Annotated in this window: 11 protein-coding genes and 1 other RNA gene; 6 read left to right on the forward strand and 6 right to left on the reverse strand. The window is 36.3% G+C overall.

Features of this window, described 5'->3' with window-relative positions:
* Positions 1–6: 6 nt before the first annotated feature.
* The 5 genes from pstB to gshB form a co-directional block, all read right to left on the reverse strand.
* The gene (gene pstB / locus ACFINW_RS03805; RefSeq protein ID WP_375632304.1) at positions 7–765 is read right to left on the reverse strand and encodes a phosphate ABC transporter ATP-binding protein PstB; all 759 of its coding nucleotides are present in this window, start codon (positions 763–765) and stop codon (positions 7–9) included.
* 51 nt (positions 766–816) lie between these two features.
* Entirely contained in the window at positions 817–2,106 is a 1,290-nt protein-coding gene (gene pstA / locus ACFINW_RS03810) for a phosphate ABC transporter permease PstA (RefSeq protein WP_375639449.1), read from the reverse strand.
* Positions 2,103–3,563, reverse strand: coding sequence for a phosphate ABC transporter permease subunit PstC (gene pstC / locus ACFINW_RS03815; protein WP_375621207.1), 1,461 nt, complete (start codon positions 3,561–3,563; stop codon positions 2,103–2,105). The genes pstA and pstC overlap by 4 nt, the downstream gene beginning before the upstream one ends.
* Before the next feature lie 75 nt (positions 3,564–3,638).
* Entirely contained in the window at positions 3,639–4,685 is a 1,047-nt protein-coding gene (locus tag ACFINW_RS03820; protein ID WP_375673806.1) for a PstS family phosphate ABC transporter substrate-binding protein, read from the reverse strand.
* A gap of 133 nt (positions 4,686–4,818) precedes the next feature.
* Positions 4,819–5,766, reverse strand: coding sequence for a glutathione synthase (gene gshB / locus ACFINW_RS03825; RefSeq protein WP_375621206.1), 948 nt, complete (start codon positions 5,764–5,766; stop codon positions 4,819–4,821).
* An 87-nt stretch (positions 5,767–5,853) separates the two neighbouring features.
* On the opposite strand from gshB, the gene ACFINW_RS03830 reads away from it, so the two are divergent.
* Positions 5,854–6,648: a molybdopterin-synthase adenylyltransferase MoeB gene (locus tag ACFINW_RS03830; protein ID WP_375639463.1), complete on the forward strand. Its 795-nt coding sequence runs from the start codon at positions 5,854–5,856 to the stop codon at positions 6,646–6,648.
* A gap of 924 nt (positions 6,649–7,572) precedes the next feature.
* Here the strand turns inward: ACFINW_RS03830 and ACFINW_RS03835 are convergent.
* A complete protein-coding gene (locus ACFINW_RS03835; RefSeq protein ID WP_375611798.1) occupies positions 7,573–8,136 on the reverse strand; it encodes a c-type cytochrome in 564 nt (187 codons plus the stop codon).
* Between the two features lie 125 nt (positions 8,137–8,261).
* On the opposite strand from ACFINW_RS03835, the gene ACFINW_RS03840 reads away from it, so the two are divergent.
* From ACFINW_RS03840 to ACFINW_RS03860, 5 genes are all read left to right on the forward strand, one after another.
* Complete coding sequence (locus ACFINW_RS03840; protein WP_375611799.1) at positions 8,262–8,993, forward strand: 3-deoxy-manno-octulosonate cytidylyltransferase; 732 nt, start codon at positions 8,262–8,264, stop codon at positions 8,991–8,993.
* Positions 8,990–9,853, forward strand: coding sequence for a prephenate dehydratase (locus tag ACFINW_RS03845; protein ID WP_375611800.1), 864 nt, complete (start codon positions 8,990–8,992; stop codon positions 9,851–9,853). The genes ACFINW_RS03840 and ACFINW_RS03845 overlap by 4 nt, the downstream gene beginning before the upstream one ends.
* Before the next feature lie 537 nt (positions 9,854–10,390).
* The gene (locus ACFINW_RS03850; protein WP_375610537.1) at positions 10,391–10,798 is read left to right on the forward strand and encodes a hypothetical protein; all 408 of its coding nucleotides are present in this window, start codon (positions 10,391–10,393) and stop codon (positions 10,796–10,798) included.
* Between the two features lie 1,584 nt (positions 10,799–12,382).
* Positions 12,383–12,480: signal recognition particle sRNA small type (ffs, locus tag ACFINW_RS03855), an RNA gene on the forward strand.
* A gap of 223 nt (positions 12,481–12,703) precedes the next feature.
* Positions 12,704–14,644 (forward strand): DNA polymerase III subunit gamma/tau, encoded by a 1,941-nt coding sequence (locus ACFINW_RS03860; RefSeq protein WP_375673809.1) that lies wholly within the window; start codon positions 12,704–12,706, stop codon positions 14,642–14,644.
* The last annotated feature ends 8 nt before the right edge of the window (positions 14,645–14,652 follow it).

Raw genomic sequence — 14,652 nt, forward strand, 5'->3', positions numbered from 1 at the left:
ATTCACCTATCCAAAACGCCCCGTAATATAATCTTGCGTCCGTTGCTCTTTTGGTGAGGTAAAGATCATTTCAGTCGCACCAACTTCTACCAAATGCCCTAAATGAAACATAGCCGTATGTTGAGAAACACGTGCGGCCTGTTGCATGGAATGCGTTACGATAACAATTGTATAATTTTGCCGTAACGCATCGATAAGCTCTTCAATCCGTGCTGTCGCAATAGGATCAAGAGCTGAACATGGCTCATCCATCAAAATAACTTCAGGACTAACCGCAATGGCACGTGCAATACACAAACGCTGTTGTTGTCCCCCTGATAAACTTGTTCCAAGATCATGAAGGCGGTCTTTTACTTCTTCAAACAAACCTGCCTGCCTCAAACTCTTTTCAACGACATCATGCAATTCAGAACGCGTTTTAACTAAACCATGAATGCGTGGACCATACGCAACATTCTCAAATATAGATTTTGGAAAAGGGCTGGGCTTTTGAAAAACCATTCCAACACGAGCGCGCAATTCTACAACATCAATCCGTGTGTCATAAATATTCTCCCCATCTAAGGTAATAAGACCAGTTGTTTTAGCGCCTTCAATCGTATCATTCATACGGTTAAAACAACGCAAAAAAGTTGACTTTCCGCATCCTGATGGACCAATCAAAGCAGTTACTTGATGTTCAGGAATATCAAGTGTAATACCGTGGAGTGCTTCTTTATCTCCGTAAGAAACCTTCACATCCTGACCGCGCATTTTAATCTTCATTACAAAAATTCACCTTACAAAAATCTTATCAAAGCTGTTGTTTTATTAAAATTACTGGCGGCGTTCAAATCGTCGACGTAAAAAAACCGCAGAAATATTCATGATCGCAAGAAAAATCATCAATACAATAATAGCACCTGATGTCTTTTCAACAAAAGCACGCTCTGCTTCACCCGCCCACATAAAAATTTGAACAGGCAAAGCCGTTGCTGGATCCATGGGGGTCGTAGGAATATTAACAACAAAAGCAACCATTCCAATCAAAAGCAAAGGAGCTGTTTCACCCAAAGCCTGAGCGACTCCAATAATTGTGCCTGTCAAAATGCCAGGCGCAGCTAAAGGAACAACATGATGAAAAATCATTTGTGTTTTTGATGCTCCCAACCCCAAAGCTGCAGAACGAATAGAGAGAGGAACAGCACGCAGAGCAGAACGTGTTGCAATAATGATCGTGGGAAGAGTCATGAGCGCTAAAACAAGACCACCAACAAAAGAGGCTGAACGTGGTAATCCTAAAAAATTAACAAAAAAAGAGAGTCCTAAAAGACCAAACACAATTGAAGGAACAGCTGCAAGATTATTGATATTAACCTCTATAAAATCTGTAAATTTATTTTTGCGTGCATATTCTTCTAAATAAAGAGCCGTTGCTATGCCTATCGGAAGGGAAACTAATAAAACGATGCCTATCATATAAAGAGAACCAATGATCGCAACACCTAATCCCGCAGTCTCAGGACGACTTGAAGCGCCAAATGTAAAAAAACCAATATTAAATGTTTTATAAAGCGTACCATCATGCGCTAAACGCTTTATCCATTCTATTTGTCGATTAGAAACTTTACGGTTTTTTTCTGCTACACGCAGATCAATCTGTCCCTTATAAGCAGAATCAATATCCGCAGATGCCAAAACTTTAACTTTTTGCATTGTGCCAATCAGTTTTGGATTCTTTGTCACCATTTCACGCAGTTGAACACGGACACCATTTGAAAACATCCGGTTAACGTCCAAAAGAGAGGCTCGATCATTTTGATTGATATTAAGTTTCTTCGCTAAAGCATTGCGTACAAGAAGTGGATAATTCGCCGTCATAAGCACTTGTGGTTTTGTTTTACGTTGACCACTTGGATCAATGATCTTTTCATCCAAATAAATCGATAATGTCATTTCACTTTGAAAAAAAGCTGTATAACCCTGACTAATGATAGACCATAAAAGCGTAAATAAAAAAAATAAACCAATAGAAATGGCAATCAAACCATAGGCACGAAAACGACGTTCAGCCCAATACCGACGCTTGAGACTAATATTGCGACGAGGAAAAAAATCTTCATTCATTCATATTGTTCCCGATATTTACGCACAATATAAAGAGCCAGAATATTCATCAAAAGTGTCATAACAAAGAGCGTCATCCCTAAGGCAAAAGCCACCAGAGTTTGTGGAGAATTAAACTCAAAATCACCGGTCAATTGATTAACAATCTTAACAGTCATCGTAGTCATTGCTTCGAAAGGATTGAGTGTTAAGTTTGCTGCAACACCTGCCGCCAAAACCACAATCATTGTTTCTCCAATTGCACGCGATGCCGTCAACAAAATGGCCCCCATAATCCCTGGAAGCGCTGCTGGTATAACAACTTTTTTAATTGTTTCAGATTGCGTTGCGCCTAAACCATAAGAACCTTCACGTAAAATGCGTGGAACAGCCGTAATAACATCATCCGATAAAGAGGAAACAAAAGGTATCAACATAATTCCCATCACAACTCCAGCAGTCAAAACACTTTGTGCCATAATAAAACTAACCCCGTCTGAGAGAGAAGCAGAGAGATCTCGTAAAAATGGTCCCACAACCTTCAAAGCAAAAAAGCCATAAACAATCGTTGGAATGCCAGCAAGAACTTCTAACAATGGCTTCACAATTGCTCGCAATCGCGCAGAAGCATACTCCGCCATATAAAGAGCTGAAAATAGTCCTATAGGTACAGCAAAAAGCATGGCAACAAATGCAATATAAAGCGTACCAGCAAGAAGCGGTATTAAACCAAATTGTCCTACTTCATCGCTGGAACCGCTCGCGGAAAAACGCGGATCCCAAACTGTTCCTAAAAAGAAATTTGAAAAGGATACAGACTGAAAAAAGCTTACTGTCTGAAAAAGCATAGAAAGCGCAATGGCTATTGTTGTCAAGACTGCAACAATAGATGCACAAATCAATCCAATAATAATAAAAGATTCAACCTTATTACGGGCACGTTGATGAGGCGCAATTTGCATCATTCCACAGATAAAACCAAAGGACGCAATAGCAAAAAGAAAAACATAACCTATAAACTTAAGCTTTTCAGAAGAGAATACCCACGACTGTGCTATTTTGAACACATCATCCGATGCTTCATCGGATAAAATCAATCCCTTCGCGAGTAATTGTGCCTGCACTTCCTTATAGGAAGCGCTAGAAAGATTCCCCTCAAAGCGATGAATCTTTTTGACGAGACTTCGAAGTGTCTCCCAAAGTAGATCGTGATTTACAGGCTCTGTTACATGCGCACTATACGCCTCAAGCTCTCGAGAGGCATTATATTCTAAATAAATTGTACTCCCAGCATCCCAAACAATTAAAAAAATAAAAGCTGGAATAACAGTAATCAAAAATGTCCACCAGCCATAATAATACGCACGAGAATGCATTTTATGTTGTCTGTATTCAAGAATGCGTGCTCGCATATAAGAAATACAAAAACCACAAAATCCAAAAGTCAATAATAACAAAATAATAAAGGAAATGCGCATTTTATCTTTCAGTTTTTATAAAAAAATAGCATCCAAATTCCCTATCCCAGAAATCCAACAAATTTTCCCTGCAAATTATTTCAATGTCATTACTCGACCAGCAGAAAAATCAGAACGCTGTGCTTGACGCTCCTTTTCAGGAGAAACAATCAAACCATATTCAGCCAAAGGACCCTCTGGACCAATCATTTGATCAGAAAGAAAAAAGTCAACATACTCTCGCAAACCTGAAATAATACCTAAATGTGTTTTCTTAATATAGAAAAAAAGCGGACGAGAAACCGGATATTGTCCACTAGAAATCGTCTCAACTGTTGGCGCAAAACCGTTAATATCGGCAACCTTTAGTTTATCAGCATTATTTTGATAAAAAGACAAACCAAAAATACCAACCCCTGTTTTATTAGAAGTTAGACGCGCAAATGTTTCAGAATAATCACCATCAATATCAACCGCTTTTCCATCCTTACGTACCGCAATACAAGCAGTGTGTATCTCCTTATCATCCATTCCTAAAGACTTCATCACCTCAACTGCCCCACTCTCTTTACACCCCTTAGTAAGTAATTTTTCCTCAAAAACTTCACGTGTCCCATGCTTCTCCCCAGGAATATACGCTGCTATCGTCCAATCAGGAAGAGCACTATTAACTGCACTCCATTTCAAAACATTATTCGGTTGCAACTTTCCGTCTATAATAATTCGAGCAGCAAGGGCTTTATAAACATCTACTGGCTGTAATTTCCAATCAGGTCCCTTAATATCAGTTGCAAAAACAATGCCATCATACCCAATACGTATTTCCTCAACATCTTTTACACCAGCATCAAAACAAGACTGTAATTCACTCGGTTTCATTGCTCGCGAAGCATTAACAATATCAACAGTGTTCTCCCCAATACCACGGCAGAATTCCTTAATACCAGCTCCTGTTCCTCCCGATTCGATAACAGGAACCTTAAAATGGGGATAAATTTCTCCAAATGTTTCAGCAACAATCTTTTGATAAGGTAAAACTGTAGATGAACCAGTAATCTGTATTTGATCGCGCGCATTGCCTCCATTTGCTGACAGCAGTAGCGCAAAAATCAATCCCACTCCAATTGATAATACTTTGTTCATCTATAAACTCCCTAAAAATCGAAAACAAAGCCTCTTAACTTATATTATACGGTCATTCTAGTTCACATTTACAACATAACAAATATAAAAAACAACATGGATCATTTTTTTAAAACCATGTTTTTGTCCTCTGTCAAATAAATTCATTTGAACGCTTGAACTCAATAACATCCCAAAACAAATGAGCAACATCTGTACCGCAGAAGCGTTTAATTTCACGAATTCCCGTAGGAGACGTCACATTAATTTCTGTTATATAATCTCCAATCACATCAATCCCCACAAAAAGAAGACCGCGTTCCTTTAAGGCTGGACCAATGCGTTCACAAATTTCATAATCACGTTTTGTTAACTCCACATTTTCCGCGCGACCTCCAACATGCATATTAGAGCGCACATCTGTTTCTGTCGGAATTCGATTAATAGCTCCAACAGGTGTACCATCAAGCAAAATAATCCTTTTATCTCCTTTTCGTACTGCCTCTAAATAGCGCTGAACAATAAAAGGTTCGTGATAAATTTCTGCAAACATTTCTAACAATGATGCTAAATTGCGATCATCTTGTTTTAAATAAAAAATACCAGCACCCCCATTTCCATAAAGTGGTTTAACAATAATATCGCCAAATGTCTCTCTAAAAGCTGTTATTTCTTCAATATCTTTGGTAATTAATGTTTCTGGCATCAGATCAGAAAATTCAGTAACAAAAATTTTTTCTGGACTGTTGCGTACCCATGCCGGATCATTCACAACGAGTGTTTTAGGATGAATACGCTCTAACAAATGAGTTGTTGTGATATAATTGAGATTAAAAGGTGGATCTTGGCGTAAAAGAACCACATCCATATCTGTTAATTCCGTACGAGCAGGCTTTTCTAATCGATAGTGGCTTCCCTCTTTATCATGTACAATCAATGGCTCTAGTCGTGCAATCACACAACCATCGTATAGAGATAAACGATCTGGTGTATAATGGAAGAGAGAGTGTCCACGTTCTTGGGCTGCTAAAGCGAGTGCAAATGTCGTATCTCCTTGAATCCGAACTGTTGAAATATGATCCATCTGAATGGCAATTTTCATAAATAAATCCTCTCTATCCTAAAAGCAGACTGGTCTATGCATCATAAACTTAGTAAACAATAAAAGAACTATGACAAGAGAAAATTTATGACACAAGAAACAGATATAAAATTAAACAACAAAGAAATCGAACGCTATGCACGCCACATCATTTTGCCTGAAATTGGTGGTACAGGGCAACAAAAGCTAAAAAAAGCACGCGTTCTTGTTGTAGGCGCTGGTGGTCTTGGTGCTCCTGTCTTAACCTATTTGGCTGCCGCAGGTGTTGGAACTCTTGGAATTGTCGATAACGACATCGTTTCACTTTCCAATTTACAACGCCAAGTTATTCATAAAACAAATGCAATCAACAAAAGCAAAACAGACAGTGCTGAAACCACTATAAAAGCAATAAATCCCCATGTTGTAGTTGAAAAACACACCCTACGCTTAGATAAAAGTAATGTGGATAAACTGCTCAATGCTTACCACATCATTGTTGATGGAAGTGATAATTTTACCACTCGCTATCTTCTCGCTGATCACGCTGCCCAATGTAAAAAACCTTTAATAAGTGGTGCTGTAGAACGTTTTAATGGCTCATTAACCGTCCTTATGCCGTATAAAGACAATAATCCTCACTATCGCGATTTATTTCCCACCCCTCCTGCTCCCGATACTATTCCAACATGCGCTGAAGCTGGAATCATCGGTGTTTTACCTGGCGTTATTGGAACCCTACAAGCAATGGAAGTTATTAAAATGATCACAAACATCGGAGAGCCATTAGTAGGAAAGATTCTTCTCTATAATGGATTATTAGCGCAATTTAATATTATTACTTATAAACGCTCAAATTATAAAGAAAATACCATAGTTATTAAGAAGCTTGGAGAATCATGATTATGTCCTCTCTTCCACTAATTTTTAGCACTCTCGCAATATGTATTGAAATACTAATTAATTTTATCGCAAGTCATCGAAACATTGTAACCAATGAAACCTATTAAATTTATCACAAATATGGAAAACCTTTTGTGAAAAAATAATTCTCTATAATGGATTATCAGCATAATTTCATGTCATCGTCTATAAATGGACAGAGACTCGTGGGAACATAGCTGCTATCAATATCCTTGTGTAAAAAATTTTCGACGTAGATAAAAATACAATCAGCAGAACTCTATTCAACTATTTTAATATTCACACATAAAAATTGTTTCACATGAAAGTGCTTACTTCAAACCATAACCTATAAATAAATAATCTAAGTCACATTTTAGTGATCGATACTATAAAAGGTTAATGATCTGTCAGTACATCTCTAACCTCAAGAGAAAACGTCTATTCATCGAGCATCATAAAATGCAGCTTAGGATTATTGCACGTATAAGAACAATCAATTGTCTCTGTTCATAAGAAAAATACATGGGAATTGATGTAAAAGTACATGGGGATTTGTGTATAGAAGGATTGAGATAAACCTCATGGAGAGCTTTAATTATATAATTATTGCATTTAGAAGCAGAAAGCTGCGGCTCATAAATTGATAATCCTTCAGCAATAATTTCACAGACAAGTATACGTAGAAAAAGTGAAGCACACAAATCTTGAAAACCAATCCACAGACGACAGCGTAAAGAGTGCATTTTTATAAAAGATCTCTTTAAAATAAGCGAGTAAATATGCAATGTTAAATGTGTTCTGTTTTGCGTAAGGGGCGTTCCCCCCTAACAAAACATCAATAAGAGCTCTTTTTATAAAACTGTGAAACTAAAATTACAAAAAAATCAGACTTCTTTCTAAAATTAACATCTATGGTATAAGTTAATTTGGCTCGTTCGCTTTATTATTATCCATTGGTAAAGGAACAGGATGATCGGATAAACTGCGTAAATAAAGCAAGAGATCGGCACGATCTTGGTCATTTTTAATTCCACGAAAAGACATAATGGTCCCAGGAAAAGCTTCACGTGGAGAATGTAAATAACGATCTAACGTTACAAAATCCCATTTTTGATCAGAATGAGCACGTAATGCCCGTGAATAAGCAAAACCTGCTGCTGATGCCAAAGGGCGGTTAACAATCTCCCAGAGAACTGGACCAACACGCCCTGCTTCATTGCGTCCAGATGTGTGGCATATGGCACATTGGCGAAAAACTTTACGGCCATTTTCAAAATTGCCTTGTTGAAGGCGGCTATTTAGTGATAGGGAAACATCAGGTGCTTTTTGTTTTTCTTGAAATATATCATTCTTGGCAACTGTATGATGATATTGGACTGATGTAGGATGATCGTAAACTATATTGCTGAGTGTGAAAATCCCCACAATAGCGACCAGCACACATAAACAAGCACAAATAAAATAAATAAATCTCGAGCGATTCATAAAAACTCAAATGTTCACGATTTTATTACCATTTTTAGTTTAAGCTTTTTCTTTATAACACACAACATCTTCTTTATAACACACAACATCATAAATGCATCACAGATGACATTGGGAATCTTACAATGGCTCTTGAAACAATTATTCTTATTCCTGCCCGTATGGGCTCAACCCGTCTTCCTCAAAAAGCTCTCGCTGAAATTGGCGGAAAACCGATGATTGTTCATGTCGCAGAACAAGCCAAAAAAGCTGGAATAGGACGTACAATCGTTGCAACAGATCATAATGATATCGCTAAAGCTGTTGCAGATTATGGGCATGAATATATCATAACACGAGGTGATCATAAGTCTGGATCTGATCGTATTTATGAAGCTTTAGTGCGCATTGATCCTGAACAACGCTACAACGCCATTTTAAATATACAAGGTGACTTACCAACAATCATGCCTCGTGAAATCATTCGTGCGCTACGCCCTTTAGAAAATAGCTTTACTGATATTGCAACCTTGGGTGCCAAAATCATTGAAGAAAATGAAACAAGAGATCCCAATGTTGTCAAAATCATTGGTACACCGCTTTCTCAAAATCGCCTTCGTGCTCTTTATTTTACGCGCGCCAAAGCACCTTATGGAGAGGGTCCTCTTTATCACCATATTGGAATATACGCCTATAGGCGCGAAGCACTTGAGAAATTTGTATCATTCAAACCCTCACCACTTGAGAAACGTGAAAAACTTGAACAATTACGTGCATTAGAAAACAATATGCGTATTGATGTGGAAATAGTCGATACAATTCCCTTAGGTGTAGACACACAACATGATCTCGATAGAGTTTGTGAGATTTTAGCATGAAAATACTTAAAAAAACCAATAAAATTTCTTTCCAAGGAGAATACGGCGCTAATTCCCATATTGCTTGCTCCAATATGTTCCCCAATATGGATGCTGTTCCCTCTGCTACTTTCGAAGACGCCCTTAATTTAGTGGAAAGCGGGAAAGCTGATCTTGCTATGATCCCTATTGAAAATACCCTTGCGGGACGCGTTGCAGACATTCATCATCTTTTACCACAGTCATCTCTTTATATTATTGATGAATATTTTTTACCTATCCATTTTCAACTCATGGTTTTGCCCGGCGTTACACATGACGAAATTAAAACCGTCCACAGCCATACGCATGCCCTTGCACAATGCCGAAAAATCATACGAAACAACGGTTGGAAACCTGTTGTTTCTGCTGACACCGCTGGAGCTGCAAAATTTATTAAAAAAAATGCTAAACGTTCACAGGCTGCCTTAGCACCTTTAATCGCAGCAGAACTCTATGGACTTGATATTATTGAAAGAGATGTTGAAGATAACCCTCATAATATTACCCGTTTTGTCATCCTTTCACGCTCCAAACGACATGTCCCCAAACCTCAAAATGGCGAAAAAATCATCACCAGTCTTCTTTTTCGAGTGCGCAATGTCCCCGCTGCTCTCTATAAAGCTATGGGAGGATTTGCAACGAATGGTATCAATATGACAAAATTAGAAAGCTATCAAATTGGTGGAAATTTCAATGCAACACAGTTCTTTGTTGATATTGAAGGACATCCTGAAGACCCGATGATGAAACTTGCCTTAGAAGAATTATCTTTCTTTTCTGCAGAACTGCGTATTATCGGTACTTATCCAGCACAAAACGATCGAACATCGTATATATAAAAGCAATTAAGCTGCTATCATTTTTTGTTGATATCAAAAAGCATCGTAAAAATTTCATAATGCAACGCATCTTGAAAGGGCTCATTTTTTCTACTCAACACCCTTCATAAACACTGAAGAAGAAAAAACAGCTCGTAATAGAATATATAAATTATTTTCATAATATTTTCTCACAAATTATATCATGATAAACCGCAATTCAACTCGTATAAAAACCAGTGTAAAAAAACACAGTAACCAAAAATAAAAACGCTTGTACCATCTATTTCCCTTTATATATTCAAAGAGAGCCTCTTGAGAAAAGTCATTTCCTCTGACAATATTCCAATAAAGATAACGAACTTCTAAATTAGCTCTCAAAACAATTCAAATTATTATACATAATAGAGCATTCGAATCTTTTAGATTAATATCATTCTAAACATGGTTTAAAACTAGAAAATGCAACTTAGCCCTGATTTTAGCGTTAAGTTTGAACTTGTATCTTTATAAAAACTGATTTATGATTCACCTCACGTTAGAAAAAAGGAGAGGATAATGAAAAAAATCTTCACGCGAGGATTATTAGCCGCAAATATTCTCGCCTACTCTAGTGTTGCATTTGCTGGCTTTGGTGAAAAAAAATGGAATTTTGCGCGGGATGAAAGTGTTGTGATCACACCATCCTATACATTCCAGCAAGGAGTTGAATACTCTTGTAATACCTTTAAACCGAAGAAAGTATCCTTTACTTTATCATACTCTGCCCCTTCTGATTTAAACAAATTGAGAATTTTTGTTGATGATGAAAAGAAAATAACCCATGATAAAGAAAAGAAAATCTTTACCCTAAAAAATATAAAATCTCTTCATATAAGTTTTCCTTGGTCAGGACATTATATTTTTAAAAATATTACGAACAAAAAAGTTGTTGGAACAGATTGTGACACAGGAGGTTATGATTAACAATATTTCTATAACATCTAAATTTGAGTAGAGTTATTCTTTTTTTCAGGTGTTTTTTTCAAAATACGGCATAATGAGCTATTAAAACTAATCGCTGAAGAGGTATTTTATCCTAATATGACAAACCTTAAGCTGCTTATAAGGTTAGATATTAAAGAACTTTTGCGAAAACTAAAAGACTAAACTTAAATTGTTCTGTATTTTCTACTATCAGAACTATTTTTTTAATAAGAATGTAACTCCTATCTTCGCAACTGCTTTATTTCAAGTAATATAAAGCACACCATACCCAAATCACTTAGATAAACAGAAAAGTAAAATTTGCTCTACAAGTGCATTCCTCACTGCACTTTAAGTCATACTCATTCAGCTTTTTATAAAAATTATCTCGCTTTTCCCTCCTTATTAAAGAATATAATTATCTGAAACTATAAAATGTCGCTTATATCGAATAAGAACCATTTTTATGCTTATAAAATCAGTACCCCCTTATTTCTATAGCGTTTAATGTTGCATCTTCTCTTGTATGAGTACAGTCTCTTAAAAATATATGAAACCTTTTCTCAAATAATGAAAATTCATATATTGATCCATCTTGTGATAAACATCAATGTTTTTTAATTAAAAGAACAAGCACGCAAAAAAAGAGCGATAACATCTACTCAGTATTTATATACGTTAAAAGAAAAAATATTACATATTTGATATTCTCATTCACTATAGAAATGAGGTGGTTCTCTTATAAGATATTTAATATATTGACTTATCATTATAAGAGTTCGATTTTTTATACTGAATTACAACCACAAATAAAGTAAGATCCTCCCATCTTAAATCTCATATTGAATCAATTAAAATCATTTCCTTGAAAGTTACAAATGGGAGTGATGTGTGAGTAAAAACGATTAAAAAAGGAATAAAAATGCTTCTTATAAAGCCTCTCAAGTGCAAGGGATCGCAACATTGGGAGTTGTTAAGTAGTATGAGGGCTAAAATTTATACTTTGTATTAAGTATAAAGAGGATAGTGCACAATGGATTTATAACTCAAGGGAAGCATGTATACTATTTATGAGTGGCGTTTGAAATATAGTTAAGAGTATTGAGCAATCGCTCTTTAAAAAACCTGTGAATGTACAACATTAAATGTATTCTGTTTGGGATGTTCTGTTTTGTATAGAGGAGCAACATCATTAAAGCAATATTTTATAATTCTTTAAATAGCACTCTTCCCCCTAACTTTCGCATGTTAGCCAATTACATGATCTATATACTTTATTTGCTTCTTTGACTGTTGTAAATTTTTGATGATTCAATTTCGTAGTTTTAGAACAGATGTATCTATCCTAAAACTCTTACATGTTTCAGCGAATGAGATAATTATACATTCAGACTATCTTAAGCGAAAAAATATTTTCATACCAAATAAATATGCAGAGCTACTGCTATAAAAACTGGTAAATCCACAATCTCTTTGTTGTTTATATATCAATAAATTAAATGCAAAGGAAAATTCTTCGTCTTTCTTAGGATATTTTTCGTTTCTGAGCTTGATTTTTCATTCCAAATCGACAATATGGACTTGGGAGGTTGGTGGTGGACGAACTACTCGCCAACTGGGTCAGGTCTGGAAAGAAGCAGCCCCAACGAGTTCTGGTACGGGTCATCGTTCCAACCTCCTATTTTGCTGAAAAAATTATTTTTTATGCTGTCTTTTAGCGAGGTATTTTTAATCTTCAGAGCAGCATTTGTATGCAGTAAATAAAGGGGTTTTGTTATTTTTAAACAAATTGTCCCATAAATAATTTGATTAAGAAAAAATCCTTTTATATGAGACTACAGTATTGATCTATGCTTTTGTATTATCAAAATGTACGCATAAAGAACTTCGAAGTTGGAAATACTCATGGAAAATTTACCGGTAGAAACAGCCTATCGTGTTCTTGCTCGTAAATATCGACCCCAAAACTTCTCTGACCTCATTGGTCAGGAAGCTATGGTGCGTACTCTCACCAACGCCTTTGAAAAAGGTCGTATTGCACAAGCGTGGATGTTAACAGGGATTCGTGGCGTAGGTAAAACCACAACAGCACGTATTTTGGCACGTGCACTTAATTATAAAACAAAAGATATTGACCAACCAACAACTGTATTGGACTCTCTTGGTGAACATTGCACACAAATTATCGAAGGACGCCATATTGATGTTATAGAAATGGATGCCGCTTCTCATACGGGCATTGATGATATTCGTGAAATTATTGAACAAATACGCTATCGTCCTGTTTCTGCACGCTATAAGGTTTATATTATCGATGAAGTACATATGCTCTCAACACAAGCCTTTAATGGTTTATTGAAAACTCTTGAAGAACCACCTTCCCATGTGAAATTTATTTTTGCCACAACAGAAATTCGCAAAGTTCCTATTACAATTCTTTCGCGTTGCCAACGTTTTGATTTACGACGTATTGACTCAAAAGCTTTGAGTGCACATTTGCGTCAAATTGCGAAATATGAAAAGGTAGAAGTAGAAGATCAAGCACTCTCTATGATTGCCCGTGCTGCAGAAGGATCTGCACGTGATGCATTATCCATTTTTGATCAAGCAATCGCCCATAGCAATGGCAATGTTAATGCTATTGCGGTGCGTACAATGTTAGGATTAGCGGATCAAGCACGTATTATTGATCTTTTTGAATTTATCATGAGGGGCGATGTTGTCAATGCGTTACATGAATTACGCAGTCAGTATGAAGCAGGTGCTGATCCTCTTACTATATTGACAGAACTAGCCGATTTTAATCATCTGGTCACACGTTTACGTTTTACACCAGAAATAGTGGAAGATTTTTCTCTGACTGAAGAACAACGTTTAAGAAGTTTAGACTTTTCAAAAAAACTTTCCGTTCCTGTTTTATCCCGAAACTGGCAAATGTTACTCAAAGGTTTACAGGAAGTTAATCAAACTGCACGTCCTCTTCAAGCCGCTGAAATGCTTTTAATTCGTCTTGCTCACACGGCTGACTTACCAACTCTTGATGAGGCTTTAAAAAAGCTTACGCAAGAAAAAACGCCTCACACACTGGTTAAAAACTCTTCTCATCAAGAATCTACAAATGCAAATAATATAACAAAAGAAACAATGGTCGGAGCCCATGCTTCCTCGAGCGTTTCAAATACATTAGCCGATCAATCAGATTTAAAAACATCTTTGAAAAACCAATTAGATCATTCCTTACAACCAGAAAATTTAGTTGAAAATCAAAACCATGACAAAATCAACGCCCAAGAAGTAACAGAAATTCCAGAAACTTCTCAATCTACTGATCTTTCTGAAAAGATTGCAAATTTATCGCATTCTGTCATGCAAAAAACAGAAAAGATTACTGAACCTAAAACTCTCGTGATTAATTCTTTGCATGATATTGTTCAATTAGCCGAACAGCATAATGACGTTCCTTTCAAACTCCTTGTTAAAGAATTTGTTCATCCTGTTTCTTTTGAAGCTGGGCATATTACCTTGAGACTTTCTGAAAATACCCCACAATTTCTTGCTCATGATATAGAAAAAAAGATATCTCAATGGACTGAAAAACGCTGGACAATAACTTTTGTTAATGAAGGAGGTGGCCCAACCTTACAGGAGGAAAGTATAGCGATTCAAAAGACTCTTTTTTCCAATGCAGAAACAGATCCTGATATCGCGAAAATCCTCAATCATTTCCCAGAAGCAAAAATTGTCGATATTCGACTTAATAAAGAAGAAAATGATCTTGATTTACTCCCCAATACCTTTAAAAATGCTGATATTTTTAAAAATAAAAATGATATCAATGATGAATAAGGATACCT

Origin of the sequence: Bartonella sp. AA18HLJMS, assembly GCF_042197245.1 — a bacterium.
Taxonomy (GTDB): Bacteria; Pseudomonadota; Alphaproteobacteria; order Rhizobiales; family Rhizobiaceae; genus Bartonella.

Excerpts from the sequence above, each read along its gene's own strand:
- pstB (WP_375632304.1), bottom strand. The coding sequence starts at position 765 with ATGAAGATTAAAATGCGCGGTCAGGATGTGAAGGTTTCTTACGGAGAT.
- pstA (WP_375639449.1), bottom strand. The coding sequence starts at position 2,106 with ATGAATGAAGATTTTTTTCCTCGTCGCAATATTAGTCTCAAGCGTCGG.
- pstC (WP_375621207.1), bottom strand. The coding sequence starts at position 3,563 with ATGCGCATTTCCTTTATTATTTTGTTATTATTGACTTTTGGATTTTGT.
- ACFINW_RS03820 (WP_375673806.1), bottom strand. The coding sequence starts at position 4,685 with ATGAACAAAGTATTATCAATTGGAGTGGGATTGATTTTTGCGCTACTG.
- gshB (WP_375621206.1), bottom strand. The coding sequence starts at position 5,766 with ATGAAAATTGCCATTCAGATGGATCATATTTCAACAGTTCGGATTCAA.
- ACFINW_RS03830 (WP_375639463.1), top strand. The coding sequence starts at position 5,854 with ATGACACAAGAAACAGATATAAAATTAAACAACAAAGAAATCGAACGC.
- ACFINW_RS03835 (WP_375611798.1), bottom strand. The coding sequence starts at position 8,136 with ATGAATCGCTCGAGATTTATTTATTTTATTTGTGCTTGTTTATGTGTG.
- ACFINW_RS03840 (WP_375611799.1), top strand. The coding sequence starts at position 8,262 with ATGGCTCTTGAAACAATTATTCTTATTCCTGCCCGTATGGGCTCAACC.
- ACFINW_RS03845 (WP_375611800.1), top strand. The coding sequence starts at position 8,990 with ATGAAAATACTTAAAAAAACCAATAAAATTTCTTTCCAAGGAGAATAC.
- ACFINW_RS03850 (WP_375610537.1), top strand. The coding sequence starts at position 10,391 with ATGAAAAAAATCTTCACGCGAGGATTATTAGCCGCAAATATTCTCGCC.
- ACFINW_RS03860 (WP_375673809.1), top strand. The coding sequence starts at position 12,704 with ATGGAAAATTTACCGGTAGAAACAGCCTATCGTGTTCTTGCTCGTAAA.